Origin of the sequence: Escherichia sp. MOD1-EC6842 (assembly GCF_002965705.1) — a bacterium.
In the GTDB taxonomy this organism is placed as follows: Bacteria; Pseudomonadota; Gammaproteobacteria; order Enterobacterales; family Enterobacteriaceae; genus Escherichia; species Escherichia ruysiae.
Window position 1 is genome coordinate 272,810 of sequence record NZ_PTRF01000005.1, and the last position, 25,179, is coordinate 297,988.

Below are 25,179 nucleotides of genomic sequence, written 5' to 3' on the forward strand. Positions count from 1 at the left end.
AATGGCGTCAGCTACGCCATTCTGTGTTGGATTTTAGCCAATTTTTCAGAATTATGCCCGGTCAACACTAAAGGCGATCACTTCTGCCAGTGTCTCCGCGCCCAGTGCTAACATCACCAGGCGGTCAACGCCTAACGCCACGCCGGAACAGTCGGGCATACCAACTTCAAGAGCTTCGATCAGGTTATGGTCGATAGGATGCTGCGGTAAACCACGTGCCGCACGTTTACGGTTATCCTGTTCAAAGCGTTGTTGCTGTTCACGGGCATCCGTCAATTCATGGAAACCATTCGCCAGCTCAATACCTTTGTAGTAGACCTCGAAGCGTTCTGCGACCCGATGATCCTCGGTACTGATTTGTGCCAGTGATGCCTGAGTGGCTGGAAAATGGTACACAAAAGTTGGTTTCTCTTTACCAATGTTCGGTTCCACGCCAAAGGTAAACAACAGTTGCAGCAGCGTGTCGCGGTCTTCTTCGGTATCTGCAACGTTGCTGAGATCCAGCTTTGCCGCCACTTCCCGCAACTGCGTTTTATCAGCAGAGAGCGGATCAATTTCCAGATAACGCAAGAAGGCTTGCTGATAAGAGAGGCTTTCTGCTGCCGGGCAGTCCAGCACCTGTTGCAGAAGATCGTCCACCTCGTTCATCAACCGGTACATATCATAGTGCGGTCGATACCACTCCAGCATAGTAAACTCAGGGTTGTGATAACGCCCCATCTCTTCATTACGGAAGCTGCGGCACAGCTGGAATACCGGACCACAACCGGCCACCAACAGGCGTTTCATGTGGTATTCCGGACTGGTCATTAACCAGAGATTCATCCCCTGCGAATGCCCGGGGCCAACGAAACGTGTCTCAAACGGGACCAGATGAATATCGGTTACCGTTGCCTGGCTCATACAAGGCGTCTCCACCTCCAGCACTCCACGATCGGCAAAGAAACGACGGATCTCCGCCATAATCGCCGCACGTTTTAATAAGTTAGGAATAGACGCGCTCGGCTGCCAGGATGCCGTTTCGCTCATAGTAAAATCTCCAGTTTTTAACAAGGGCACGAAGTCTACTCGCAACGCGGCGGCGAGACAAATTTTACGCAGGAATCAATCAACGGTGGACGGCGACTAAAAAAACCGCAATATGATGGTTTAGTAATTAAATTAATCATCTTCAGTGATAATTTAGCCCCCTGGCACGCTAAAAAAATCGATCTCGTCAAATTTCAGACTTATCCATCAGACTATACTGTTGTACCTATAAAGGAGCAGTGGAATAGCGTTCGCAGACCGTAACTTTCAGATACTTACCCTGAAGTACGGTGCTGCGGGATAAAAACAATCTGGAGGAATGTCGTGCAAACCTTTCAAGCCGATCTTGCCATTGTAGGTGCCGGTGGCGCGGGATTACGTGCTGCAATTGCTGCCGCGCAGGCAAATCCAAATGCAAAAATCGCACTAATCTCAAAAGTATACCCGATGCGCAGCCATACCGTTGCCGCTGAAGGGGGCTCCGCCGCTGTCGCGCAGGATCATGACAGCTTCGAATATCACTTTCACGATACAGTAGCGGGTGGCGACTGGTTGTGTGAGCAGGATGTCGTGGATTATTTCGTCCACCACTGCCCAACCGAAATGACCCAACTGGAACTGTGGGGATGCCCATGGAGCCGTCGCCCGGATGGTAGCGTCAACGTACGTCGCTTCGGCGGCATGAAAATCGAGCGTACCTGGTTCGCCGCCGATAAGACCGGCTTCCATATGCTGCACACGCTGTTCCAGACCTCTCTGCAATTCCCGCAGATCCAGCGTTTTGACGAACACTTCGTGCTGGATATTCTGGTCGATGATGGTCATGTTCGCGGCCTGGTAGCCATGAACATGATGGAAGGTACGTTGGTACAGATCCGCGCTAATGCGGTAGTCATGGCAACCGGCGGTGCGGGTCGTGTATATCGCTACAACACCAATGGCGGTATCGTAACTGGTGACGGTATGGGTATGGCGCTGAGCCATGGCGTTCCGCTGCGTGATATGGAATTCGTTCAATATCACCCGACCGGCCTGCCAGGTTCCGGTATCCTGATGACCGAAGGTTGCCGTGGTGAAGGCGGTATTCTGGTCAACAAAAACGGCTACCGTTATCTGCAAGACTACGGTATGGGCCCGGAAACGCCGCTGGGCGAGCCGAAAAACAAATATATGGAACTGGGTCCGCGCGACAAAGTTTCTCAGGCCTTCTGGCACGAATGGCGTAAAGGTAACACCATCTCCACGCCACGTGGCGATGTGGTTTATCTCGACCTGCGTCATCTGGGCGAGAAAAAACTGCACGAACGTCTGCCGTTCATCTGTGAACTGGCGAAAGCGTACGTTGGCGTCGATCCGGTTAAAGAACCGATTCCGGTACGTCCGACCGCACACTACACCATGGGCGGTATCGAAACCGATCAGAACTGCGAAACCCGTATTAAAGGCCTGTTTGCCGTTGGCGAATGTTCTTCTGTTGGTCTGCACGGTGCAAACCGTCTGGGTTCCAACTCGCTGGCAGAACTGGTGGTCTTCGGTCGTCTGGCGGGTGAGCAAGCTATGGAACGCGCATCTACCGCCGGTAATGGCAACGATGCGGCAATCAATGCCCAGGTTGCTGGCGTTGAGCAGCGTCTGAAAGATCTGGTTAACCAGGATGGCGGCGAAAACTGGGCGAAGATCCGCGACGAAATGGGTCAGTCCATGGAAGAAGGTTGCGGTATCTACCGTACACCGGAACTGATGCAGAAAACCATCGACAAACTGGCGGAGCTGCAGGAACGCTTCAAGCGCGTGCGCATCACCGATACCTCCAGCGTGTTCAACACCGACCTGCTCTACACCATTGAACTGGGTCACGGTCTGAACGTTGCTGAATGTATGGCGCACTCCGCAATGGCACGTAAAGAATCTCGCGGCGCACACCAGCGTCTGGACGAAGGTTGCACCGAGCGTGACGACGTCAACTTCCTCAAACACACCCTCGCCTTCCGCGATGCTGATGGCACTACCCGCCTGGAGTACAGCGACGTGAAGATTACTACGCTGCCGCCAGCTAAACGCGTTTACGGTGGCGAAGCGGATGCAGCCGATAAGGCGGAAGCAGCCAATAAGAAGGAGAAGGCGAATGGCTGAGATGAAGAACCTGAAAATCGAGGTGGTGCGCTATAACCCGGAAGTCGATACCGCACCGCATAGCGCATTCTATGAAGTGCCTTATGACGCAACTACCTCATTACTGGATGCGCTGGGCTACATCAAAGACAACCTGGCACCGGACCTGAGCTACCGCTGGTCCTGCCGTATGGCGATTTGTGGTTCCTGCGGCATGATGGTTAACAACGTGCCAAAACTGGCATGTAAAACCTTCCTGCGTGATTACACCGACGGTATGAAGGTTGAAGCGTTAGCTAACTTCCCGATCGAACGCGATCTGGTCGTCGATATGACCCACTTCATCGAAAGTCTGGAAGCGATCAAACCGTACATCATCGGCAACTCCCGCACTGCGGATCAGGGTACTAACATCCAGACCCCGGCGCAGATGGCGAAGTATCACCAGTTCTCCGGTTGCATCAACTGTGGTCTGTGCTACGCCGCGTGCCCGCAGTTTGGCCTGAACCCAGAGTTCATTGGTCCGGCTGCCATTACGCTGGCGCATCGTTATAACGAAGATAGCCGTGACCACGGTAAGAAGGAGCGTATGGCGCAGTTAAACAGCCAGAACGGCGTATGGAGCTGTACTTTCGTGGGCTACTGCTCCGAAGTCTGCCCGAAACACGTCGATCCGGCTGCGGCCATTCAGCAGGGCAAAGTAGAAAGTTCGAAAGACTTTCTTATCGCGACCCTGAAACCACGCTAAGGAGTGCAACATGACGACTAAACGTAAACCGTATGTACGGCCAATGACGTCCACCTGGTGGAAGAAGTTGCCGTTTTATCGCTTTTACATGCTGCGCGAAGGCACGGCGGTTCCGGCTGTGTGGTTCAGCATTGAACTGATTTTCGGGCTGTTTGCCCTGAAAAATGGCCCGGAAGCCTGGGCGGGATTCATCGACTTTTTACAAAACCCGGTTATTGTGATCATTAACCTGATCACTCTGGCGGCAGCTCTGCTGCACACCAAAACCTGGTTTGAGCTGGCACCGAAAGCGGCCAATATCATTGTAAAAGACGAAAAAATGGGACCAGAGCCAATTATCAAAAGTCTCTGGGCGGTAACTGTGGTTGCCACCATCGTAATCCTGTTTGTTGCCCTGTACTGGTAAGGAGCCTGAGATGATTAATCCAAATCCAAAGCGTTCTGACGAACCGGTATTCTGGGGCCTCTTCGGGGCCGGTGGTATGTGGAGCGCCATCATTGCGCCGGTGATGATCCTGCTGGTTGGCATTCTGCTACCACTGGGCCTGTTTCCGGGCGATGCACTGAGCTATGAGCGCATTCTGGCGTTTGCACAGAGCTTCATTGGTCGCGTATTCCTGTTCCTGATGATCGTCCTGCCGCTGTGGTGTGGTTTACACCGTATGCATCACGCGATGCACGATCTGAAAATCCACGTGCCTGCGGGCAAATGGGTTTTCTACGGTCTGGCTGCTATCCTGACAGTTGTCACGCTGATTGGTATCGTTACAATCTAACGCATCACCAATGTAAATCCGGCCCGCCTATGGCGGGCCGTTTTGTATGGAAACCAGACCCTATGTTCAAAACGACGCTCTGCGCCTTATTAATTACCGCCTCTTGCTCCGCACTCTCCGCCCCCCAACAGCTCAACGATATTGTGCATCGCACAATGACTCCGCTTATAGAGCAACACAAAATCCCTGGCATGGCGGTGGCGGTGATTTATCAGGGCAAGCCCTATTACTTTACCTGGGGCTATGCGGACGTAGCAAAAAAGCAGCCCGTCACACAGCAAACGTTGTTTGAGTTAGGTTCTGTTAGCAAAACATTTACGGGTGTGCTCGGTGGCGATGCTATTGCACGAGGGGAAATCAACCTAAGCGATCCCGCAACAAAATACTGGCCTGAACTTACTGCTAAACAGTGGAACGGAATCACGCTATTACATCTTGCAACCTACACCGCTGGCGGGCTGCCGTTACAGGTGCCCGATGAAGTGAAGTCCTCAGGCGACTTGCTACGTTTCTATCAAAACTGGCAACCCACCTGGGCACCAGGAACACAGCGTCTGTATGCTAACTCCAGCATCGGTTTGTTCGGTGCGCTGGCAGTGAAACCATCCGGTTTGGGCTTTGAACAGGCGATGCAAACTCGTGTTTTCCAGCCACTCAAACTCACCCATACGTGGATTAATGTGCCGCCCGCAGAAGAAAAGAATTACGCCTGGGGATATCGTGAAGGCAAGGCCGTGCATGTTTCGCCAGGGGCGTTAGATGCTGAAGCTTACGGTGTGAAATCAACCATTGAAGATATGGCTCGCTGGGCGCAGAGCAATATGAATCCCCGTGATATCAACGACAAAACACTTCAGCAAGGTATCCAGCTGGCGCAGTCACGCTACTGGCAAACTGGCGACATGTATCAAGGTCTGGGCTGGGAAATGCTCGACTGGCCGGTAGATCCAGACAGCATCATTAATGGCAGCGACAGTAAAATTGCGCTGGCAGCACGACCAGTAAAAGCGATTACGCCCCCCGCCCCTGCGGTACGAGCATCATGGGTACATAAAACAGGCGCGACCGGCGGATTTGGTAGCTACATCGCATTTATTCCAGAGAAAGAGCTGGGGATTGTGATGCTGGCTAACAAAAACTATCCCAATCCAGCGAGAGTCGCTGCCGCCTGGCAGATTCTCAACGCTTTGCAATAACAACGCAGATGGTTCGAATTTTCGGACCTTTTATCCGCTTTTCCTTGCTGTCATCTACACTTAGAAAAAAACCAGTAAGGAAACATCTATGCGCCTGCTCCCTCTCGTTGCCGCAGCGACTGCGGCATTTCTGGTCGTTGCCTGTAGTTCTCCCACACCGCCTCGTGGCGTTACTGTGGTAAATAATTTCGATACCAAACGCTATTTGGGTACGTGGTATGAGATTGCCCGTTTTGATCACCGTTTTGAACGCGGGCTGGAGAAAGTGACTGCGACGTATAGCCTGCGGGATGACGGCGGCCTGAATGTCATCAACAAGGGTTATAATCCGGACAGAGAGATGTGGCAGCAAAGCGAAGGAAAAGCGTACTTTACGGGAGACCCGCATCGCGCCGCGCTGAAAGTGTCGTTCTTTGGCCCTTTCTATGGCGGCTATAACGTCATTGCGCTAGATCGGGAGTACCGCCATGCGCTGGTTTGCGGCCCGGATCGCGATTACCTGTGGATTCTCTCTCGCACGCCAACCATTTCTGACGAAGTTAAACAGGAGATGCTGGCAGTCGCGACCCGGGAAGGGTTTGATGTCAGTAAGTTTATTTGGGTACAGCAGCCCGGTAGTTAGTGAGTGCTGAGTTTCAGACCAATAATCCCCAATACGATTAACGCCAGACTCGCCAGGCGCATCGGGTTAGCGGACTCACCGAGCAGTACAATGCCGGTGATGGCCGCGCCGACTGCGCCAATACCCGTCCACACGGCATAAGCCGTCCCTACTGGTAACGATTTCATCGCCCAGGCAAGTAGCGCCATACTGACAATCATCGCCGTCACAGTAATAACACTCGGCGTCAAACGACTAAAGCCGTGGGTATATTTCAGGCCAACGGCCCATACCACTTCCAGCAGACCAGCAATAACTAAGATTATCCAGGACATATCAGGCTCCGAAGATTTGGGGCCGTCCCCGGTGAAAAGAAGCGTTTGCAGGTCGTCCTGCAAAGCTGATGGTGAAGGAGGTATTTTGCCGATTTAAGAGGAAATTTCAACGGTTACGACAGTGATTACCGCCGAGAAAAACAAACGGCACGACAAATCTGCCGTACCGTTATTGCTTATTGCTGCGCTTTCGTCGCTGCGCCAGAAATCGCGTTACCGCCATCAGAAATGTCTTCACCAACGCCGCGCGTGGTATTGCAGGCGGTTAATACAGTTGAAAGCACCAGAACAGAAAAGATCGCTGCAATTGTCTTCTTAACCATAACGTCTTCCTTTTAGGTAATGTTATTTGTGTTTGCCTATAGCAAATTAATAATAGACAACATCACCAAAAATGACGGAAATCTGATGATTTTTCGGAAGTGAAGAATAAATTAGCTGGCAGCGCGGGAGATGGAATTACCAAGATGTTTGATGTCTTCGCCGAAACCCCGAGCGGTGTTACAGCCCGTAAGCAGCGTGCTGGCAAGCAAAACAAGAACGATAAGGCGTTTCATCATCTCTGACCTGAATAAGTGATGGTGCAGCCAACAGGCCGCACCACAACCGCATTACTTCACGCGAGAGACGTATTCACCAGAGCGGGTATCCACTTTGATGACTTCGCCGATCTGTACGAACAGCGGAACTTTAACCACAGCACCAGTAGACAGGGTAGCCGGTTTGCCGCCAGTACCTGCGGTATCGCCTTTCAGACCCGGATCGGTATCAACGATTTCCAGTTCAACGAAGTTCGGCGGAGTAACGGAGATCGGCTGACCATTCCACAGAGTTACAATGCACTCAGCCTGATCCAGCAGCCATTTAGCGTTGTCGCCAATTGCTTTTGCATCAGCAGACAGCTGCTCGAAGGTTTCGTTGTTCATGAAGTGCCAGAACTCACCGTCGTTGTACAGGTAAGTCAGGTTCATATCGACAACATCAGCGCCTTCAGCGGAATCAGTAGATTTGAAAGTTTTTTCTACGCGAGTACCAGTCAGCAGACGACGCAGTTTAACGCGAGCAAATGCCTGGCCTTTACCCGGTTTTACGAATTCACTCGCTTCAACCGCGTAAGGTTCGCCGTCTAACATGATTTTAAGACCAGCACGAAAATCGTTGCTATAGTACGTTGCCATAAGGCCCTCTGAAATTTGTTAATTGGTAGCTAAGCCACAAAATGGCGCATATTGTAACCCTAAATACCCCATCCAGAGAAGATTGGTTAACGCAACTTGCCGATGTTGTGACCGATCCTGATGAACTTCTGCGTCTTTTGAATATAGACGCGGACGAAAAACTGTTGGCCGGACGCAGCGCCAAAAAGCTGTTTGCACTGCGCGTGCCCCGCTCATTTATCGATCGCATGGAGAAAGGCAATCCTGACGATCCACTTTTGCGTCAGGTACTTACCTCGCAAGATGAGTTTGTCGTCGCGCCCGGATTCTCCACCGACCCGCTGGAAGAACAGCACAGCGTAGTGCCTGGTTTGTTGCATAAATACCACAACCGGGCGCTACTGTTGGTTAAAGGCGGCTGCGCGGTAAATTGTCGCTACTGTTTCCGTCGCCACTTCCCGTATGCCGAAAATCAGGGCAACAAGCGTAACTGGCAGGCGGCGCTTGAGTATGTTGCGGCGCATCCGGAACTGGACGAGATTATTTTCTCCGGCGGCGATCCGCTGATGGCGAAAGATCACGAGCTGGACTGGCTGCTGACGCAACTGGAGGCGATCCCGCATATCAAACGTCTGCGGATTCACAGCCGTCTGCCGATTGTGATCCCGGCGCGCATCACAGAGTCGCTGGCTGAACGCTTTGCCCGTTCTACGTTGCAAATCTTGCTGGTGAATCACATCAACCATGCCAATGAGGTAGATGAAACATTCCGTCAGGCAATGGCTAAGTTGCGCCGCGTGGGCGTTACTTTGCTGAACCAGAGCGTTCTGTTACGTGGCGTGAATGATAACGCGCAAACGCTGGCAAACCTGAGTAATGCGTTGTTCGATGCGGGCGTGATGCCCTATTACCTGCATGTGCTCGATAAAGTGCAGGGCGCGGCGCATTTTATGGTGAGTGATGATGAAGCACGGCAGATTATGCGTGAGTTACTGACACTGGTGTCGGGATATCTGGTGCCGAAACTGGCGCGCGAGATTGGCGGTGAACCCAGCAAAACGCCTCTGGATCTCCAGCTACGCCAGCAGTAACTGATTAACAGGGAAGTTAAACAGAAAATTGCCTGATGCGCTTCGCTTGTCAGGCCTACATCGTGCATTGAAACTCAATGAGCTGTAGGCGGGATAAGGCATTTACGCCGCATCCGCCAAGAGCAACGAACACGAGAACAGAGACAGGTCACTAAACAGAGAAGTTTAATCTTTGCCCGTTGCATAACCTTTAATTATTCATTTACGTTGCTATTTTTACTTTTTATATAGCCAACACCAATAATTAACCTTTCTTTTCTGTTTATATAGAGTGAGCACGGCTATTTATGTTATTTTAACAACTATTACTACCAAGCTCATTTATCTGGCTTATTAATTAAAATTAATTATTTTATTGAGAAATGGTTAGGGAGAACCTACATGGCCATAAGCATCAAGGGTGTTAATACCGGTGTTATTCGCAAAAGTAATAATTTCATTGCACTGGCACTGAAAATTAAAGAGCCTCGCAATAAAGAGTCGTTATTCTTTATGTCTGTCATGGAACTGCGAGACCTGCTGATTGCGCTGGAAAGTCGTCTGCATCAAAAGCATAAACTGGATGCTGATACACGTATTCAGTATGAGCAGGCTCGCGATAAAGTCATGAAGAAAATGGCAGAGAATATCCCAGAAATTCTGGTTGATGAGCTTAAAAATGCCGATATTAATCGCCGGGTCAACACTCTGGAACTTACCGATAACCAGGGCGAAAATCTCACATTCACATTAACTCTGCATGATGGCAGCAAATGTGAATTAATTGTCAATGAGTTGCAGATTGAAATGCTGGCGCGAGCAATCATTCATGCAATTAATAATGCTGAAATGCGTGAACTGGCATTGCGTATTACATCGCTATTAGATTTCCTGCCGTTATATGACGTCGACTGCCAGGACAATGGCAATCTGGAATATGACACCTATTCTCAGCCGGAATGGAAACATAATCTGTTTAGCCATTATCTGGCGGTGCTTTATCGCTTTAAAGATGAAAGTGGTAAAGAACAATTTAGCGGCGCGGTGGTGAAAACGCGTGAAGCGACAGCGGGTAAAGAAATTGAGGCTATCACACGCCGGATGCTTGATTTCAGCCCACGGCTGAAAAAACTCGCGGGTGTGCCATGTCAGGTCTATGTTCGCACCGTAGCGGCGAATAACGCCCAACCACTGACTCAGGATCAATGCTTACGCGCAATACATCACTTACGAGTTCAGTCCATCAGCAAGGCCGCGCCACAGGCGAAATAATCTCATCTTTTTGAATGCGAGGCTGGAGCCATCCAGCCTGAAATTACTGATAACGTTATCGTTGATCATGCCGGATGCGGCGTAAACGCCTTATCTGGCCTACAAATTCTCGAGCATTCAATCAGTTGCAATGCCCGATGTAGGCCTGATAAGCGAAGCGCATCAGGCAATTACACGTTTGTCATCCAGCCTCTGGATCACATCAGTTCGGGCACTTATAAACCTGACCGATAATCTGGCTATCCGTCGGGACAAAACTGGACAACATTCCCTGCGACGGGCTGCTGATGCCATAAATCACGTTACCGCCCATTGCAGCCGCCTGGTTGCGCAGATCGTTTGCTGCGCCGCGCATAGAACCGCCTTCTTCACCATGTTGCCCGGAAAGCCAGTTACTTTGCTTACCTGTCGCAGTACCAATCAGTTGGCACTCTGCACCTGGTTGCTCGTCAACAATGCGCACACTCTGACCGGCAGCACTCAATTCGTTACTGGAGCTACAACCCGCCATCAGTAGCGCGGCACCGACAATCCCTGCTAAGTATTTTACGTGCATGTTATTCCCCATAATCAATGAGCTGGACGCAACTCGTGTCGTCCGTGTCTGAATCTTATACTAGAAAGATGACCAAAAGAAAAACCCCCAGACATTTCTGCCTGAGGGTTTCTTTATTTCTGCAAGGTGCAGGGCAATTACATCATGCCGCCCATGCCACCCATACCGCCCATACCGCCAGCAGCGCCTAAATCAGCTGCATCGTTTTTCGGCAGGTCGGTAACCATGCACTCGGTGGTGATCATCAGGCCAGCCACAGAAGCTGCGTACTGCAGAGCAGAACGGGTAACTTTGGTTGGATCCAGAATACCCATGTCGATCATGTTGCCGTATTCTTCGGTTGCTGCGTTGTAACCGTAGTTGCCGTCGCCACCTTTAACGGTGTTAGCAACAACAGAAGGTTCTTCACCGCAGTTCAGGACGATCTGACGCAGCGGAGCTTCCATTGCACGCAGTGCAACTTTGATACCCACGTTCTGGTCTTCGTTCTGACCACGCAGATCAGCCAGTTTAGACGCTACGCGGATCAGCGCAACGCCGCCACCAGCAACCACGCCTTCTTCTACCGCAGCACGGGTCGCGTGCAGGGCGTCTTCAACGCGTGCTTTTTTCTCTTTCATTTCAACTTCGGTAGCAGCACCTACTTTGATAACTGCAACGCCGCCTGCCAGTTTCGCTACGCGCTCCTGCAGTTTTTCACGGTCGTAATCAGAAGTTGCTTCTTCAATCTGCTGACGGATCTGAGCAACACGGCCCTGGATTGCAGCTTCTTCACCCACGCCATCAATGATGGTGGTGGTGTCTTTGTTAATAACAACACGTTTAGCCTGACCCAGGTCTTCCAGGGTCGCTTTTTCCAGCTCCATACCGATCTCTTCAGAGATTACAGTACCGCCGGTCAGGGTTGCGATATCCTGCAGCATTGCTTTACGACGATCGCCGAAGCCCGGTGCTTTAACCGCAGCGACTTTCACGATGCCGCGCATGGTGTTAACAACCAGAGTTGCCAGTGCTTCACCTTCAACATCTTCAGCGATGATCAGCAGCGGTTTGCCTGCTTTTGCAACAGCTTCCAGAACTGGCAGCATTTCGCGGATGTTGGAGATTTTCTTGTCAGCCAGCAGGATGAACGGGCTTTCCAGTTCTACTGCGCCAGTTTCCGGCTTGTTGATGAAGTAAGGAGACAGGTAGCCACGGTCGAACTGCATACCTTCAACCACGTCCAGTTCGTCCTGCAGACCAGTACCATCTTCAACGGTGATAACGCCTTCTTTACCGACTTTGTCCATCGCTTCAGCGATCAGTTTACCTACAGTTTCGTCGGAGTTAGCGGAGATAGTACCAACCTGAGCAATAGCTTTAGAGTCAGAGCACGGTACGGACAGCGTTTTCAGTTCTTCAACTGCAGCGGTAACGGCTTTGTCGATACCACGTTTCAGATCCATCGGGTTCATGCCCGCAGCAACAGCTTTCAGACCTTCAGTGATGATAGCCTGAGCCAGTACGGTTGCGGTGGTGGTGCCGTCGCCTGCAGCGTCGTTAGCTTTGGAGGCAACTTCTTTCACCATCTGCGCACCCATGTTTTCGAACTTGTCTTCCAGTTCGATTTCACGAGCAACGGAAACACCATCTTTGGTGATGGTCGGTGCACCGAAAGATTTATCCAGAACTACGTTACGGCCTTTCGGACCGAGGGTAACTTTCACTGCATCTGCCAGTACGTTTACGCCGCGCAGCATTTTCACACGAGCGTCGTTACCGAATTTTACGTCTTTAGCTGCCATTATCTTTATTCCTTAAATTCGTATGTTCAGTGTCGTGCGCGGATTACGCTTCAACAATTGCCAGAATGTCGCTTTCGGACATGATCAACACTTCTTCATTGTCGATCTTCTCAGATTTCACACCGTAGCCATCGTTGAAAATAACGATGTCGCCAACTTTCACGTCCAGCGGCTTCACTTCGCCATTTTCAAGGATACGGCCATTGCCGACAGCCAGCACTTCGCCACGGGTAGATTTAGCCGCTGCAGAGCCGGTCAGAACGATGCCGCCAGCAGATTTAGTTTCAACTTCTTTACGCTTGACGATCACGCGATCATGCAATGGACGAATATTCATTGATAACTCTCCTTTGAGAAAGTCCGTATCTGTTATGGGTGACGCCGGAGCTTACGTGGTTTCCCGGCTGGTGACCAGAGAAATGGGGATGAGGCTTCGCCCCTTCAAGGGGGAAAAAGAAAAAAAATTCTGATCAGCACAAAATCGGGTAAAAATCCTGATTCACCTCACGTTTCATCGCAATTTCGACATCGCCGTCATAAGCGAATCTGATTGTGCTACCATCGAAATCCTGCGCAGTTGCCCAATATTTGGGCGCAATCGGACATCAACCCATGAGTGGACTCAAACAAGAATTGGGGCTGGCCCAGGGTATCGGCCTGCTATCGACGTCATTATTAGGCACTGGCGTGTTTGCCGTTCCTGCGTTAGCTGCACTGGTAGCGGGCAATAACAGCCTCTGGGCGTGGCCTGTTTTGATTATCTTAGTGTTCCCGATTGCAATTGTGTTTGCGATTCTGGGTCGCCACTATCCCAGCGCGGGCGGTGTTGCGCACTTCGTCGGTATGGCGTTCGGCTCGCGGCTTGAGAGAGTCACCGGCTGGCTGTTTTTATCAGTCATTCCCGTAGGTTTGCCCGCCGCGCTACAAATTGCCGCCGGATTCGGCCAGGCGATGTTTGGCTGGCATAGCTGGCAACTGTTGTTGGCAGAACTCGGTACGCTGGCGCTGGTGTGGTATATCGGTACTCGCGGTGCCAGTTCCAGTGCTAATCTACAAACGGTCATTGCCGGGCTTATCGTCGCGCTGATTGTCGCCATCTGGTGGGCGGGCGATATCAAACCTGCGAACATCCCCTTCCCTGCGCCAGGTGATATCGAACTTACCGGGTTATTTGCTGCGTTATCGGTGATGTTCTGGTGCTTTGTCGGTCTGGAAGCATTTGCCCATCTCGCTTCAGAATTTAAAAATCCAGAGCGTGATTTTCCGCGCGCTTTGATGATAGGTCTGCTGCTGGCAGGATTAGTCTACTGGGGCTGTACGGTAGTCGTCTTACACTTCGACGCCTATGGTGAAAAAATGGCGGCGGCTGCATCGCTTCCCAAAATTGTGGTGCAGCTATTCGGTGTAGGGGCGTTATGGATTGCCTGCGTGATTGGCTATCTGGCCTGCTTTGCCAGCCTCAACATTTATATACAGAGCTTCGCCCGCCTGGTCTGGTCGCAGGCGCAACATAATCCTGACCACTACCTGGCACGCCTCTCTTCTCGCCATATCCCGAATAATGCCCTCAATGCCGTGCTCGGCTGTTGCGTGGTGAGTACGTTGGTGATTCATGCTTTAGAGATCAATCTGGACGCACTCATTATTTATGCCAACGGCATCTTTATTATGATTTACCTATTGTGCATGTTGGCAGGCTGTAAATTATTACAAGGACGTTATCGCGTACTGGCGGTGACTGGCGGGCTGTTATGCGTTCTGTTATTGGCAATGGTCGGCTGGAAAAGTCTCTATGCGCTAATCATGCTGGCGGGGTTATGGCTGTTTCTGCCAAAACGAAAAACGCCGGAAAATGGCATAACCACATAATCCGGCGTTTCGACATTAATCCTGGCGATCGTCTTTATGATCAAGGCGGTCGCGGTCATCATCCTTTCGCTGGTACTCACCATCAAAAGTATTACCGCCACCGGTCCCGGCGCTAAAACCGCCGCCCGGCATCCGGGAGAAACGCAAATGCGGCATCAACTTCACTGTCAGATGCTTTTGCACCGGCGGTAATAAAAGAAGAAGACCGAGGAAATCGGTGAAAAAGCCCGGTAATAAAAGCAGCAAACCGGCAATGATCAGCGAAACACTTTTAATCATCTCCGCCGCAGGGTTTTCACCCGCCGCCATTTTTTGTTGCATCAGCACAAAATTCTTAAAGCCCTGATTACGTACCAGTGACATACCGATAACCGACGTGAATATAACCAGTACGAGGGTCAGCAATACCCCCAGGACATGGGCAACCTGAATAAAAATTGAAATCTCAATATAGACATAAAGGAAAATGGCAATAAAAGGTAACCAGCGCAAAGGTTTCTCCTGTAATAGCAACCGGTTAAATCCGGGCGCCTGAATGGGTTGCGAATCGCGTTCAGCTCATATTGTGGTCATTAGCAAAATTTCAAGATGTTTGCGCAACTATTTTTGGTAGTAATCCCAAAGCGGTGATCTATTTCACAAATTAATAATTAAGGGGTAAAAACCGACACTTAAAGTGATCCAGATTACGGTAGAAATCCTCAAGCAGCATATGATCCTGGGTATTCGTCCGATGCAGGGGATAATCGTCGGTCGAAAAACATTCGAAACCACATATATTCTGTGTGTTTAAAGCAAATCATTGGCAGCTTGAAAAAGAAGGTTCACATGTCAAACAACATTCGTATCGAAGAAGATCTGTTGGGTACCAGGGAAGTTCCAGCTGATGCCTACTATGGTGTTCACACTCTGAGAGCGATTGAAAACTTCTATATCAGCAACAGCAAAATCAGCGATATTCCTGAATTTGTTCGCGGTATGGTAATGGTTAAAAAAGCCGCAGCTATGGCAAACAAAGAGCTGCAAACCATTCCTAAAAGTGTAGCGAATGCAATCATTGCCGCATGTGATGAAGTCCTGAATAACGGAAAATGCATGGATCAGTTCCCGGTAGACGTCTACCAGGGCGGCGCAGGTACTTCCGTAAACATGAACACCAACGAAGTGCTGGCCAATATCGGTCTGGAACTGATGGGTCATCAGAAAGGTGAATATCAGTACCTGAACCCGAACGACCATGTTAACAAATGTCAGTCCACTAACGACGCCTACCCGACCGGTTTCCGTATCGCGGTTTACTCTTCCCTGATTAAACTGGTAGATGCGATTAACCAACTGCGCGAAGGCTTTGAACGTAAAGCTGTCGAATTCCAGGACATCCTGAAAATGGGTCGTACCCAGCTGCAGGACGCAGTACCGATGACCCTTGGTCAGGAATTCCGCGCTTTCAGCATTCTGCTGAAAGAAGAAGTGAAAAACATCCAACGTACCGCTGAACTGCTGCTGGAAGTTAACCTCGGCGCAACGGCAATCGGTACAGGCCTGAACACGCCGAAAGAGTACTCTCCGCTGGCAGTGAAAAAACTGGCTGAAGTCACTGGCTTCCCATGCGTTCCGGCTGAAGACCTGATCGAAGCGACCTCTGACTGCGGCGCTTACGTTATGGTTCACGGTGCGCTGAAACGCCTGGCTGTGAAGATGTCCAAAATCTGTAACGACCTGCGCTTGCTCTCTTCTGGCCCACGTGCCGGCCTGAACGAGATCAACCTGCCGGAACTGCAGGCGGGCTCTTCCATCATGCCAGCTAAAGTAAACCCGGTTGTTCCGGAAGTGGTTAACCAGGTATGCTTCAAAGTCATCGGTAACGACACCACTGTTACCATGGCAGCAGAAGCAGGTCAGCTGCAGCTGAACGTTATGGAGCCGGTCATTGGCCAGGCCATGTTTGAATCAGTTCATATTCTGACCAACGCTTGCTACAACCTGCTGGAAAAATGCGTTAACGGCATCACTGCTAACAAAGAAGTGTGCGAAGGTTACGTTTACAACTCTATCGGTATCGTCACTTACCTGAACCCGTTCATCGGCCACCACAACGGTGACATCGTGGGTAAAATCTGTGCCGAAACCGGTAAGAGTGTACGTGAAGTCGTTCTGGAACGCGGTCTGTTGACTGAAGCGGAACTAGACGATATTTTCTCCGTACAGAATCTGATGCACCCGGCTTACAAAGCAAAACGCTATACTGATGAAAGCGAACAGTAATCGTACAGGGTAGTACAAATAAAAAAGGCACGTCAGACGACGTGCCTTTTTTCTTGTGAGCAGTAACTTAAAAATAACAATCTAATATCAACTTGTTAAAAAACAAGGAAGGCTAATATGCTAGTTGTAGAACTCATCATAGTTTTGCTGGCGATCTTCTTGGGCGCCAGACTGGGGGGAATAGGTATTGGTTTTGCAGGCGGATTGGGGGTGCTGGTTCTTGCCGCTATTGGCGTCAAACCTGGTAACATCCCGTTCGATGTCATTTCCATTATCATGGCGGTTATCGCCGCTATTTCTGCCATGCAGGTTGCTGGCGGTCTGGACTATCTGGTTCATCAGACAGAAAAGCTGCTGCGCCGTAACCCGAAATACATCACGATCCTCGCACCTATCGTGACCTATTTCCTGACAATTTTTGCGGGTACTGGCAACATCTCTCTGGCAACGCTGCCAGTTATCGCTGAAGTTGCGAAGGAACAAGGCGTTAAACCTTGCCGTCCGCTGTCTACTGCGGTGGTTTCCGCGCAGATTGCGATCACCGCATCGCCAATCTCGGCGGCAGTGGTTTACATGTCTTCCGTAATGGAAGGTCATGGCATCAGCTACCTTCATCTGCTCTCTGTGGTCATCCCGTCCACCCTGCTGGCGGTTCTGGTGATGTCCTTCCTGGTCACTATGCTGTTCAACTCCAAACTGTCTGACGATCCGATTTATCGCAAGCGTCTGGAAGAAGGTCTGGTTGAACTGCGCGGTGAAAAGCAGATTGAAATCAAATCCGGTGCAAAAACTTCCGTCTGGCTGTTCCTGCTGGGCGTAGTTGGCGTGGTTATCTATGCAATCATCAACAGCCCGAGCATGGGCCTGGTTGAGAAACCGCTGATGAACACCACTAACGCAATCCTGATCATCATGCTCAGCGTTGCAACTCTGACCACCGTTATCTGTAAAGTTGATACCGACAACATCCTCAACTCCAGCACCTTCAAAGCAGGTATGAGCGCCTGTATTTGTATCCTGGGCGTTGCATGGCTGGGCGATACTTTCGTTTCCAACAACATCGACTGGATCAAAGATACCGCTGGTGAAGTGATTCAGGGTCATCCGTGGCTGCTGGCCGTCATCTTCTTCTTTGCTTCTGCTCTGCTGTACTCTCAGGCTGCAACCGCAAAAGCACTGATGCCGATGGCTCTGGCGCTGAACGTTTCTCCGCTGACCGCTGTTGCTTCTTTTGCTGCGGTGTCTGGTCTGTTCATTCTGCCGACCTACCCGACGCTGGTTGCTGCGGTACAGATGGATGACACGGGTACAACTCGTATCGGTAAATTCGTCTTCAACCATCCGTTCTTCATCCCAGGTACTCTGGGTGTTGCCCTGGCCGTTTGCTTCGGCTTCGTGCTGGGTAGCTTCATGCTGTAATGACAAATCGCGGGGCGTTCACGCCCCGCTTTCTTTCCCGCCGACTAACATCATTCCCTCGTCCGTTGTATAGTGACCTCTCTCTTGCGGTTCCATCTGTTCTTGCGAGGTGTTTATGCTTGATGATAAAAGTTCGAATACCGCGTCTGTCGTGGTGCTGTGTACCGCACCGGATGAAGCGACAGCCCAGGATTTAGCCGCCAAAGTGCTGGCAGAAAAACTGGCGGCCTGTGCAACCCTGATCCCTGGCGCAACCTCACTCTATTACTGGGAAGGTAAGCTGGAACAGGAATATGAAGTACAGATGATCTTAAAAACCGACAACGCTCACCAGCAAGCTCTGCTGGAATGCCTGAAGTCTCATCATCCGTATCAAACCCCGGAGCTTCTGGTTTTACCTGTTATACACGGAGACACAGATTACCTCTCATGGCTCAACGCATCTTTACGCTGATCCTGCTACTTTGCAGCACTTCCGTTTTTGCCGGATTATTCGACACGCCAGGACGCTCACAATTTGTCCCGGCTGATCAGGCTTTTGCTTTTGATTTTCAGCAAAACCAACATGATCTTAATCTGACCTGGCAGATCAAAGACGGTTATTACCTTTACCGTAAACAGATCCGCATCACGCCTGAACACGCGAACATTGCCGACGTGCAGTTACCGCCAGGCGTCTGGCATGACGATGAGTTTTACGGCAAAAGCGAGATTTATCGCAAGCGACTGACGCTTCCTGTAACCATCAACCAGGCTACGGCTGGCGCGACATTAACTGTCACTTACCAGGGCTGCGCTGACGCTGGTTTCTGCTATCCGCCAGAAACCAAAACCGTACCGTTAAGCGAAGTGCTCGCCAGCAACGCAGCGCCACAACCTGCGGCTGTTCCGCAGCAAGAGCAGCCCGCCGCGCAATTGCCCTTTTCTGCGCTCTGGGCATTGTTGATAGGCATCGGCATCGCCTTCACCCCCTGCGTACTGCCGATGTACCCACTGATTTCCGGCATCGTGCTGGGCGGTAAACAGCGGCTCTCCACCACCAGAGCATTGTTGCTGACCTTTATTTATGTGCAAGGGATGGCGCTGACCTACACGGCGCTGGGTCTGGTGGTTGCCGCCGCAGGGTTACAGTTCCAGGCGGCGCTACAGCATCCTTACGTGCTTATTGGCCTCGCCATCGTCTTTACCTTGCTGGCGATGTCGATGTTTGGCTTGTTTACCCTGCAACTCCCCTCTTCACTGCAAACGCGCCTCACGCTGATGAGCAATCGCCAACAGGGTGGCTCGCCCGGCGGTGTGTTTGTTATGGGGGCGATTGCCGGTTTGATCTGCTCACCATGCACCACCGCGCCGCTTAGCGCGATTCTGCTATATATCGCCCAAAGCGGAAACATGTGGCTGGGCGGCGGCACGCTTTATCTCTATGCGCTGGGCATGGGTCTACCGCTGATGTTAATTACCGTCTTTGGCAACCGTCTGCTGCCGAAAAGCGGTCCGTGGATGGAACAGGTCAAAACCGCGTTTGGTTTTGTGATCCTCGCACTGCCGGTCTTCCTGCTTGAGCGAATGATTGGCGATATATGGGGATTACGCTTGTGGTCGGCGCTTGGCGTCGCATTCTTTAGCTGGGCCTTTGTCACCAGCTTACAGGCCAAACGCGGTTGGATGCGCATTGTGCAAATAATCCTACTGGCAGCGGCGTTGGTTAGCGTGCGCCCACTCCAGGACTGGGCATTTGGTGCGACGCATACCGCACAAACTCAGGCGCATCTCAACTTTACACCAATCAAAACGGTGGATGAGTTAAATCAGGCGCTCGTTGAAGCCAAAGGCAAACCTGTAATGTTAGATCTCTATGCCGACTGGTGCGTTGCCTGTAAAGAGTTCGAGAAATACACCTTTAGCGACCCACAGGTGCAAAAAGCGTTGGCTGACACAGTCTTACTTCAGGCCAACGTCACCGCTAATGACGCACAAGATGTGGCGCTGTTAAAACATCTAAATGTCCTTGGACTGCCGACAATTCTCTTTTTTGACGGACAAGGCCAGGAGCATCCACAAGCACGCGTCACGGGCTTTATGGATGCTGAAACCTTCAGCGCACATTTGCGCGATCGCCAACCGTGAACGACACTTGCAGTGGGAAAGACGGAGGAAAATAGCGTGCAACGTGAAGATGTACTGGGAGAAGCCCTGAAATTATTAGAATTACAAGGGATTGCCAACACCACGCTGGAGATGGTTGCTGAACGTGTGGATTATCCGCTGGATGAGCTAAGGCGATTCTGGCCGGACAAAGAGGCGATCCTCTACGACGCGCTGCGCTATCTTAGCCAACAGATAGATGTCTGGCGTCGTCAGTTGATGCTGGACGAAACGCAAACCGCCGAACAAAAGCTGCTGGCGCGTTATCAGGCGTTATCAGAGTGCGTTAAAAACAACCGCTATCCGGGCTGTCTGTTTATCGCTGCCTGTACGTTTTATCCCGATCCTGGCCACCCTATTCATCAACTGGCCGATCAGCAAAAAAGCGCGGCCTACGATTTCACCCACGAACTATTAACCACGCTGGAAGTTGACGATCCTGCGATGGTGGCAAAGCAGATGGAACTGGTGCTGGAAGGCTGTTTAAGCCGAATGCTGGTGAATCGTAGCCAGGCGGATGTCGACACCGCACACCGGCTGGCGGAAGATATCCTGCGCTTCGCCCGCTGCCGCCAGGGTGGCGCACTGACCTGACAGAAACACAGAAAAGAAGCGATTTGCCGCAATCTTAAGCAGTTGAATCGCTTTTACTGAAATTAGGTTGACGAGATGTGCAGATTACGGTTTAATGCGCCCCGTTGCCCGGATAGCTCAGTCGGTAGAGCAGGGGATTGAAAATCCCCGTGTCCTTGGTTCGATTCCGAGTCCGGGCACCAAAATTTATAACCCTCGCTCCGGCGGGGGTTTTGTTTTTTGAGCCAACACGTTTTGGTTTATAAGCAGTTACCCTTTTTAAATTTCCTCCTCCCCGGTGGTACAAAATAGGCATTATTATAAAGCCTATCAAATACCGGAATGGCATCTGACACATCCGAAAAAGTTCCTCAGGATCGACTTCTTCCTATCGACAAAGGCGCACTAAAACATTCCCTTGCGATGAAAGCCACTGAACAAACTAAACACAAACGCCCTTCCGCGCAGGCTGAAATCAATGCGATCAGCCAGAACGCCAGGGTAAAAGGCCCGTAACGCAGGAAGACACCACTTCGATATGAGTAGCCCTCATCAACATATTCCAGCCTGAACCAGGGGGGAAAAGATATGTTTTATTTGGTTGTTCACTAAGTCATCTGTGCTGGGTTGAGAATATTATCTTTAATCAAGAGCACAAATTTACTGCGCCGCTACGCTACACGGCGGATAAAAAATTCACGCTCAAAATGCTAGGGGTTAGCAGCAGTGAGGATTCTTGCAAAACGATGTACAAGCATGGGGCAGCAGCCTCCTACCAACTTGCCCCTACCAAAAAGACTATGGCATACTCGCATCACTTTTGGCCTTGTTCTAACTCGTTACCCATCACAAATAAATATAATAAATTTCAGTTGGTTATTATGTAGCACAAGGAATGTTGACGGACTCCATTACGATGATTAGTAAACAGTTTGATAGATCTGAGCATGTATATAGAAACGATGCATTTTTAGAGCTTCTAAAAGATGCCGTACGTTTTTTTAATGGGACACCTGTACATTCATTACCACCGCCTCAAGGATTTCAGGGAGCCGGTGTTTACGCGCTATACTACACAGGTCATAACCCTTTATACGATGAATTTTCACGAATAAACCGACTTGCATACAACCTTCCTATTTATGTAGGTAAGGCTGTACCAGCAGGATGGCGTCAGTCCAGAATCAGTGATAGCGCCACTCGGGCTGGCTCAGAACTATCTAATAGGATCAGAGAGCATAGTAGAAATATAGCGAAAGCAGAGAACTTGAAGTTAGAAGATTTTTCATGTCGCTTTATCATTTTTGAAGCTACTGGCTCTGACATGATCAGCACAGTCGAAGCAGCACTGATTAAAATTCACAAACCCTTATGGAACACCGTAGTGGATGGTTTTGGGAATCATACTCCTGGTGCTGGTAGATTCGCCCAAGCCAAATCTGATTGGGATGTGATTCACCCAGGCAGGGAATGGGCAGAAAAATGTACTGGCAGGCATTCAGAACCAGCCTCTGTAGAAAATCGAATTAAGCAATACTTTTTGGAATTAAAGTAACAAAATGAAATCCTTAGAAATATTCTCAGGTACTGGCGGTTTAGCGAAAGGTTTAGAACTGGCAGGATTCGAGCATCAAGGGTTTGTTGAGCTCAACAAACATGCTTGCAACTCACTTCGTCTAAATTTTGACAAAGAGAAAGTATTTCAAGGAGATATTAAAAATTACGATTTCACATCTCTTAAGAATATCGATGTCGTGGCTGGCGGACCGCCTTGCCAACCTTTTTCCTTAGGGGGCAAGCATAAAGCCCATGATGACACTCGAGATATGTTCCCCTACGCGATTAAGGCGATCGAAGCTTTACATCCTAAGGCTTTCATCTTCGAAAACGTGAAGGGCTTACTTCGAAAATCATTTGCTGATTACTTCGAATACATCATCCTTCGTTTAACATACCCAACGTTATCTTTGTGTGATGCCCAGGACTGGCAATTACATCTTAACGAGTTACGTAAAGCTAGCAAAGGTACGCATCAAGGCACCACTTATGATGTGTCCTTTAAGTTAGTGAATGCGGCAGACTATGGTGTTCCACAGGTTAGGGAGCGAGTGATAATTGTCGGGATCAGGTCCGACTTAAACAAAAAGTGGACCTTCCCTGCGCCTACGCACAGCCAGGAGCGATTACTGTGGGAACAGTACGTTACAGGGGAGTACTGGAAGGAACATAACATTAGTCCTCTAAAAGATGAACCTCTTACAGAGAGATTGAAAAAACGTTTTGGAGTGTTTCCACCATCAGAGAAACGCTGGGTTACCGTTCGTGATGCTCTCAAAAACGTTCCTCAACCCTATGAGCCCCATGAAATTGAAGATCATATTTTTAAAGATGGCGCCCGTACCTATCCAGGCCACACTGGTAGCTACATTGACCAGCCATCGAAAACATTAAAAGCTGGGGCTCATGGAGTCCCTGGTGGCGAAAATATGATTAGATATGAAAATGATAGCGTCCGTTACTTCACAGTTTATGAAGGAAAACTCCTGCAAACATTCCCTAAAAACTTCCAGGTGACAGGAGCATGGGGAGAAGCAATGAGGCAGATCGGCAACGCTGTACCTGTCTTACTGGCCCAACGGATAGGGCAGCATTTACATAACCTGCTGAATGCAAGTTTACAGGCAGATATTGAACCTCTTAAATGTGCAAATTTCGATTAGATATCTCAATAAATACTAATACCGAAACACATTGTTAGTGGTAGTGCCCGGTGATACATTCGAGGTCGAATGTGTAAATGTAATCTTTTGTTATTAAAATGACTTCGTTGTTTTCACAATGATCTTTAATTCAAGCTGGCACTACTAATTTAATTCCTGAGAACCCGCCTACAAGGCGGGTTTTTGCTTTTGGGAATACGTCCTTCCTGCCTTCGCCCCATCAGCTGCGAATATCATCATACGCACGCGTTTTATCAAATTCGTGTTTCGCAAACGGGCACAGTGGGATAATTTTCCTGGCGCATTTTTTCCACGACTTTCGCTACCAGCTGTTTACCAATCCCCTGCCCTTTCAGGCTTTCATCAACATCGGTATGTTCGATAATCGCTAAATTCTCTCCGGTCGGCACAAAGACAATTTCAGCTATTTGATTTTCCTGCGCATCATTGATGTGAAATTTATTATGACCCTCACATATTTCCATTTTCCCCTCGCTTATTTAAGACGGTATTTCAGCGCGCCGCTCGGGCACGTATCAATAACATTCACGACGGTAGCGACGTCTACTTCATCCAGCATGATCCACGGCTTACGTTTGAGATTAAATAACTTGCCGTTGCCATGTACGCAATTGCCGGAATTTGTAGTGATGTGATGGCCCCCCTCCCCAAGGTGGTCAGTGTCATACATTTACTAACCGCATTAATCCGGGAGTAACATCACTACAGGCCCCTTTTCAGGGGCCTCTTCCTGTCAGAACATATAGCGGAAATTCGCGTTTATCGCGTTATCCACGTTGTATTTACCAAAGGCGGATTTCTCAAACTCCAGACCAAAGCGCATGTTGTCCTTTATCTGTGCGTTCATACCGACATTGAACAACATCCTGCTGTCCTTCTCTCCTTTAATCCGTTTCTCCCCGGAGGCATCACGAAGAACCGTCTCGCCATTATTCAGCAGGTCAAACTGCCAGCTGGTGCCGGCCCGGGCTGTCACACTCCAGTCCTTACCACTGAATGTTTTACCCAGCTCAATTCCTGTTCTGCCAATCAACGGGCTGAAATCCCTGTTCTTCATGCTCAGGTCCATCTCACCGTCTTTCCAGCGGAATGTTTTCCCGGACACTGCGCCGTAAACCAGTTCGGCCTGAGGCTCAATAAAAGTGTCTTCCGTCAGGTGATAACGGTAACCCGTCTCCGCTCCGGCATACCAGGAGTGGGTTCCGTAGTGCTTCGTACCCAGACCGGCAAAGTTGCCTGTGTAGTCATTGTTATGGTGAATATATTTACCAATCAAATCGATATAGGCACCGGAATTAAACAGTGCTGAAGCATACAGCCCCCCCCCCACGGATTTTGTCTTCCCACTGAACGCATCACTGTCTGCACTGCTGTCGGTATAGGTCATTGTGATACCGGTAAACAGATCCACTCCATCCAGCACATGTTTTTTGTCAAAGCCGACCTGAACGTGAGTGTAATTATCGCTATACCCGCCATCGGCTGAACCGGCGCCGTTCATGATACGGGCCCAGGCACCGGCATCACCGTT

At 50.1% G+C, this 25,179-nt stretch carries 27 protein-coding genes, 1 tRNA gene and 2 pseudogenes; 18 read left to right on the forward strand and 12 right to left on the reverse strand.

The window, feature by feature from the left end; translation table 11 throughout:
- Nucleotides 1-51: 51 nt before the first annotated feature.
- The gene (gene epmA, locus A7Z29_RS08725; RefSeq protein WP_000004775.1) at nucleotides 52-1,029 is read right to left on the reverse strand and encodes an elongation factor P--(R)-beta-lysine ligase; all 978 of its coding nucleotides are present in this window, start codon (nucleotides 1,027-1,029) and stop codon (nucleotides 52-54) included.
- Between the two features lie 324 nt (nucleotides 1,030-1,353).
- Here epmA and frdA point away from each other — a divergent pair, with 324 nt between their 5' ends.
- From frdA to blc, 6 genes are all read left to right on the forward strand, one after another.
- The gene (gene frdA, locus A7Z29_RS08730) at nucleotides 1,354-3,162 is read left to right on the forward strand and encodes a fumarate reductase (quinol) flavoprotein subunit (protein ID WP_001192969.1); all 1,809 of its coding nucleotides are present in this window, start codon (nucleotides 1,354-1,356) and stop codon (nucleotides 3,160-3,162) included.
- Nucleotides 3,155-3,889, forward strand: a complete 735-nt coding sequence (frdB, locus tag A7Z29_RS08735; protein ID WP_000829498.1) for a fumarate reductase iron-sulfur protein — start codon at nucleotides 3,155-3,157, stop codon at nucleotides 3,887-3,889. Before frdA ends, frdB begins: the two co-directional genes overlap by 8 nt.
- Before the next feature lie 10 nt (nucleotides 3,890-3,899).
- Nucleotides 3,900-4,295 (forward strand): fumarate reductase subunit FrdC, encoded by a 396-nt coding sequence (frdC, locus tag A7Z29_RS08740; protein WP_000208753.1) that lies wholly within the window; start codon nucleotides 3,900-3,902, stop codon nucleotides 4,293-4,295.
- Between the two features lie 10 nt (nucleotides 4,296-4,305).
- Nucleotides 4,306-4,665, forward strand: coding sequence for a fumarate reductase subunit FrdD (gene frdD / locus A7Z29_RS08745; protein ID WP_010344911.1), 360 nt, complete (start codon nucleotides 4,306-4,308; stop codon nucleotides 4,663-4,665).
- Nucleotides 4,666-4,727: 62 nt separating this feature from the next.
- A complete protein-coding gene (locus A7Z29_RS08750; protein ID WP_105290105.1) occupies nucleotides 4,728-5,861 on the forward strand; it encodes a BlaEC family class C beta-lactamase in 1,134 nt (377 codons plus the stop codon).
- Nucleotides 5,862-5,949: 88 nt separating this feature from the next.
- Complete coding sequence (blc, locus tag A7Z29_RS08755) at nucleotides 5,950-6,483, forward strand: lipocalin Blc (protein WP_001238383.1); 534 nt, start codon at nucleotides 5,950-5,952, stop codon at nucleotides 6,481-6,483.
- On the opposite strand, the gene sugE is transcribed toward blc, so the two are convergent.
- From sugE to efp, 4 genes are all read right to left on the reverse strand, one after another.
- Nucleotides 6,480-6,797 carry a quaternary ammonium compound efflux SMR transporter SugE gene (gene sugE, locus A7Z29_RS08760; RefSeq protein WP_000118482.1) on the reverse strand — a complete coding sequence of 106 codons (318 nt, stop codon included), beginning with the start codon at nucleotides 6,795-6,797 and terminating at the stop codon, nucleotides 6,480-6,482. The two genes, blc and sugE, sit on opposite strands and share 4 nt — an antisense overlap.
- A 176-nt stretch (nucleotides 6,798-6,973) precedes the next feature.
- A complete protein-coding gene (gene ecnB / locus A7Z29_RS08765) occupies nucleotides 6,974-7,120 on the reverse strand; it encodes a lipoprotein toxin entericidin B (protein ID WP_000239596.1) in 147 nt (48 codons plus the stop codon).
- A 111-nt stretch (nucleotides 7,121-7,231) separates the two neighbouring features.
- Complete coding sequence (gene ecnA / locus A7Z29_RS08770) at nucleotides 7,232-7,357, reverse strand: lipoprotein antitoxin entericidin A (RefSeq protein ID WP_000977757.1); 126 nt, start codon at nucleotides 7,355-7,357, stop codon at nucleotides 7,232-7,234.
- Nucleotides 7,358-7,408: 51 nt separating this feature from the next.
- Nucleotides 7,409-7,975, reverse strand: coding sequence for an elongation factor P (gene efp, locus A7Z29_RS08775; protein ID WP_000257278.1), 567 nt, complete (start codon nucleotides 7,973-7,975; stop codon nucleotides 7,409-7,411).
- 41 nt (nucleotides 7,976-8,016) lie between these two features.
- Between efp and epmB the strand changes: the two genes are divergently transcribed.
- Both epmB and A7Z29_RS08785 read left to right on the forward strand, forming a co-directional pair.
- Nucleotides 8,017-9,045: an EF-P beta-lysylation protein EpmB gene (epmB, locus tag A7Z29_RS08780; protein WP_000940512.1), complete on the forward strand. Its 1,029-nt coding sequence runs from the start codon at nucleotides 8,017-8,019 to the stop codon at nucleotides 9,043-9,045.
- Nucleotides 9,046-9,426: 381 nt separating this feature from the next.
- The gene (locus A7Z29_RS08785) at nucleotides 9,427-10,296 is read left to right on the forward strand and encodes a YjeJ family protein (protein ID WP_105290106.1); all 870 of its coding nucleotides are present in this window, start codon (nucleotides 9,427-9,429) and stop codon (nucleotides 10,294-10,296) included.
- A gap of 202 nt (nucleotides 10,297-10,498) precedes the next feature.
- On the opposite strand, the gene A7Z29_RS08790 is transcribed toward A7Z29_RS08785, so the two are convergent.
- From A7Z29_RS08790 to A7Z29_RS08805, 3 genes are all read right to left on the reverse strand, one after another.
- A complete protein-coding gene (locus A7Z29_RS08790; RefSeq protein WP_000558209.1) occupies nucleotides 10,499-10,852 on the reverse strand; it encodes a DUF4156 domain-containing protein in 354 nt (117 codons plus the stop codon).
- Between the two features lie 137 nt (nucleotides 10,853-10,989).
- Nucleotides 10,990-12,636 (reverse strand): chaperonin GroEL, encoded by a 1,647-nt coding sequence (groL, locus tag A7Z29_RS08800; protein WP_000729121.1) that lies wholly within the window; start codon nucleotides 12,634-12,636, stop codon nucleotides 10,990-10,992.
- A 43-nt stretch (nucleotides 12,637-12,679) separates the two neighbouring features.
- Nucleotides 12,680-12,973 carry a co-chaperone GroES gene (locus A7Z29_RS08805; protein WP_001026276.1) on the reverse strand — a complete coding sequence of 98 codons (294 nt, stop codon included), beginning with the start codon at nucleotides 12,971-12,973 and terminating at the stop codon, nucleotides 12,680-12,682.
- Nucleotides 12,974-13,248: 275 nt separating this feature from the next.
- Between A7Z29_RS08805 and yjeH the strand changes: the two genes are divergently transcribed.
- The gene (yjeH, locus tag A7Z29_RS08810) at nucleotides 13,249-14,505 is read left to right on the forward strand and encodes an L-methionine/branched-chain amino acid transporter (RefSeq protein WP_000015830.1); all 1,257 of its coding nucleotides are present in this window, start codon (nucleotides 13,249-13,251) and stop codon (nucleotides 14,503-14,505) included.
- A 15-nt stretch (nucleotides 14,506-14,520) separates the two neighbouring features.
- Here yjeH and A7Z29_RS08815 read toward each other — a convergent pair whose 3' ends face one another.
- Nucleotides 14,521-14,997 (reverse strand): FxsA family protein, encoded by a 477-nt coding sequence (locus tag A7Z29_RS08815; protein ID WP_001267445.1) that lies wholly within the window; start codon nucleotides 14,995-14,997, stop codon nucleotides 14,521-14,523.
- A 336-nt stretch (nucleotides 14,998-15,333) separates the two neighbouring features.
- Between A7Z29_RS08815 and aspA the strand changes: the two genes are divergently transcribed.
- The 9 genes from aspA to A7Z29_RS08855 all read left to right on the forward strand — a co-directional run bounded on the left by aspA (nucleotide 15,334) and on the right by A7Z29_RS08855 (nucleotide 23,627).
- Nucleotides 15,334-16,770, forward strand: a complete 1,437-nt coding sequence (gene aspA, locus A7Z29_RS08820; protein WP_010344893.1) for an aspartate ammonia-lyase — start codon at nucleotides 15,334-15,336, stop codon at nucleotides 16,768-16,770.
- 117 nt (nucleotides 16,771-16,887) lie between these two features.
- Nucleotides 16,888-18,189 carry an anaerobic C4-dicarboxylate transporter DcuA gene (gene dcuA / locus A7Z29_RS08825; RefSeq protein ID WP_000961959.1) on the forward strand — a complete coding sequence of 434 codons (1,302 nt, stop codon included), beginning with the start codon at nucleotides 16,888-16,890 and terminating at the stop codon, nucleotides 18,187-18,189.
- Between the two features lie 115 nt (nucleotides 18,190-18,304).
- The gene (cutA, locus tag A7Z29_RS08830) at nucleotides 18,305-18,643 is read left to right on the forward strand and encodes a divalent cation tolerance protein CutA (RefSeq protein ID WP_085461256.1); all 339 of its coding nucleotides are present in this window, start codon (nucleotides 18,305-18,307) and stop codon (nucleotides 18,641-18,643) included.
- A complete protein-coding gene (dsbD, locus tag A7Z29_RS08835; RefSeq protein ID WP_105290107.1) occupies nucleotides 18,619-20,316 on the forward strand; it encodes a protein-disulfide reductase DsbD in 1,698 nt (565 codons plus the stop codon). Before cutA ends, dsbD begins: the two co-directional genes overlap by 25 nt.
- 36 nt (nucleotides 20,317-20,352) lie before the next feature.
- The gene (locus A7Z29_RS08840; protein WP_001188520.1) at nucleotides 20,353-20,928 is read left to right on the forward strand and encodes a transcriptional regulator; all 576 of its coding nucleotides are present in this window, start codon (nucleotides 20,353-20,355) and stop codon (nucleotides 20,926-20,928) included.
- 106 nt (nucleotides 20,929-21,034) lie between these two features.
- Nucleotides 21,035-21,110, forward strand: a tRNA-Phe gene (locus tag A7Z29_RS08845).
- A gap of 139 nt (nucleotides 21,111-21,249) precedes the next feature.
- Complete coding sequence (locus A7Z29_RS23390) at nucleotides 21,250-21,423, forward strand: hypothetical protein (RefSeq protein WP_157944800.1); 174 nt, start codon at nucleotides 21,250-21,252, stop codon at nucleotides 21,421-21,423.
- A 400-nt stretch (nucleotides 21,424-21,823) separates the two neighbouring features.
- Nucleotides 21,824-22,462, forward strand: coding sequence for an Eco29kI family restriction endonuclease (locus A7Z29_RS08850; RefSeq protein WP_085461259.1), 639 nt, complete (start codon nucleotides 21,824-21,826; stop codon nucleotides 22,460-22,462).
- Between the two features lie 4 nt (nucleotides 22,463-22,466).
- A complete protein-coding gene (locus A7Z29_RS08855; RefSeq protein WP_105290108.1) occupies nucleotides 22,467-23,627 on the forward strand; it encodes a DNA cytosine methyltransferase in 1,161 nt (386 codons plus the stop codon).
- 220 nt (nucleotides 23,628-23,847) lie between these two features.
- Here the strand turns inward: A7Z29_RS08855 and A7Z29_RS08860 are convergent.
- From A7Z29_RS08860 to A7Z29_RS08870, 3 genes and pseudogenes are all read right to left on the reverse strand, one after another.
- Nucleotides 23,848-24,112: pseudogene (locus tag A7Z29_RS08860) on the reverse strand (GNAT family N-acetyltransferase).
- A gap of 11 nt (nucleotides 24,113-24,123) precedes the next feature.
- Nucleotides 24,124-24,279: pseudogene (yjdI, locus tag A7Z29_RS08865) on the reverse strand (4Fe-4S mono-cluster protein YjdI); the annotation flags it as partial.
- Nucleotides 24,280-24,381: 102 nt separating this feature from the next.
- Nucleotides 24,382-25,179: autotransporter outer membrane beta-barrel domain-containing protein (locus A7Z29_RS08870; protein WP_123058404.1), on the reverse strand; the 798-nt coding region annotated here is incomplete at its 5' end.

What these genes read in the sequence shown, in the direction of transcription:
- epmA (WP_000004775.1), bottom strand. Translation starts at nt 1,029, where the DNA reads ATGAGCGAAACGGCATCCTGGCAGCCGAGCGCGTCTATTCCTAACTTA.
- frdB (WP_000829498.1), top strand. Translation starts at nt 3,155, where the DNA reads ATGGCTGAGATGAAGAACCTGAAAATCGAGGTGGTGCGCTATAACCCG.
- frdC (WP_000208753.1), top strand. Translation starts at nt 3,900, where the DNA reads ATGACGACTAAACGTAAACCGTATGTACGGCCAATGACGTCCACCTGG.
- frdD (WP_010344911.1), top strand. Translation starts at nt 4,306, where the DNA reads ATGATTAATCCAAATCCAAAGCGTTCTGACGAACCGGTATTCTGGGGC.
- A7Z29_RS08750 (WP_105290105.1), top strand. Translation starts at nt 4,728, where the DNA reads ATGTTCAAAACGACGCTCTGCGCCTTATTAATTACCGCCTCTTGCTCC.
- blc (WP_001238383.1), top strand. Translation starts at nt 5,950, where the DNA reads ATGCGCCTGCTCCCTCTCGTTGCCGCAGCGACTGCGGCATTTCTGGTC.
- sugE (WP_000118482.1), bottom strand. Translation starts at nt 6,797, where the DNA reads ATGTCCTGGATAATCTTAGTTATTGCTGGTCTGCTGGAAGTGGTATGG.
- ecnB (WP_000239596.1), bottom strand. Translation starts at nt 7,120, where the DNA reads ATGGTTAAGAAGACAATTGCAGCGATCTTTTCTGTTCTGGTGCTTTCA.
- ecnA (WP_000977757.1), bottom strand. Translation starts at nt 7,357, where the DNA reads ATGATGAAACGCCTTATCGTTCTTGTTTTGCTTGCCAGCACGCTGCTT.
- efp (WP_000257278.1), bottom strand. Translation starts at nt 7,975, where the DNA reads ATGGCAACGTACTATAGCAACGATTTTCGTGCTGGTCTTAAAATCATG.
- epmB (WP_000940512.1), top strand. Translation starts at nt 8,017, where the DNA reads ATGGCGCATATTGTAACCCTAAATACCCCATCCAGAGAAGATTGGTTA.
- A7Z29_RS08785 (WP_105290106.1), top strand. Translation starts at nt 9,427, where the DNA reads ATGGCCATAAGCATCAAGGGTGTTAATACCGGTGTTATTCGCAAAAGT.
- A7Z29_RS08790 (WP_000558209.1), bottom strand. Translation starts at nt 10,852, where the DNA reads ATGCACGTAAAATACTTAGCAGGGATTGTCGGTGCCGCGCTACTGATG.
- groL (WP_000729121.1), bottom strand. Translation starts at nt 12,636, where the DNA reads ATGGCAGCTAAAGACGTAAAATTCGGTAACGACGCTCGTGTGAAAATG.
- A7Z29_RS08805 (WP_001026276.1), bottom strand. Translation starts at nt 12,973, where the DNA reads ATGAATATTCGTCCATTGCATGATCGCGTGATCGTCAAGCGTAAAGAA.
- yjeH (WP_000015830.1), top strand. Translation starts at nt 13,249, where the DNA reads ATGAGTGGACTCAAACAAGAATTGGGGCTGGCCCAGGGTATCGGCCTG.
- aspA (WP_010344893.1), top strand. Translation starts at nt 15,334, where the DNA reads ATGTCAAACAACATTCGTATCGAAGAAGATCTGTTGGGTACCAGGGAA.
- dcuA (WP_000961959.1), top strand. Translation starts at nt 16,888, where the DNA reads ATGCTAGTTGTAGAACTCATCATAGTTTTGCTGGCGATCTTCTTGGGC.
- cutA (WP_085461256.1), top strand. Translation starts at nt 18,305, where the DNA reads ATGCTTGATGATAAAAGTTCGAATACCGCGTCTGTCGTGGTGCTGTGT.
- dsbD (WP_105290107.1), top strand. Translation starts at nt 18,619, where the DNA reads ATGGCTCAACGCATCTTTACGCTGATCCTGCTACTTTGCAGCACTTCC.
- A7Z29_RS23390 (WP_157944800.1), top strand. Translation starts at nt 21,250, where the DNA reads ATGGCATCTGACACATCCGAAAAAGTTCCTCAGGATCGACTTCTTCCT.
- A7Z29_RS08850 (WP_085461259.1), top strand. Translation starts at nt 21,824, where the DNA reads ATGATTAGTAAACAGTTTGATAGATCTGAGCATGTATATAGAAACGAT.
- A7Z29_RS08855 (WP_105290108.1), top strand. Translation starts at nt 22,467, where the DNA reads ATGAAATCCTTAGAAATATTCTCAGGTACTGGCGGTTTAGCGAAAGGT.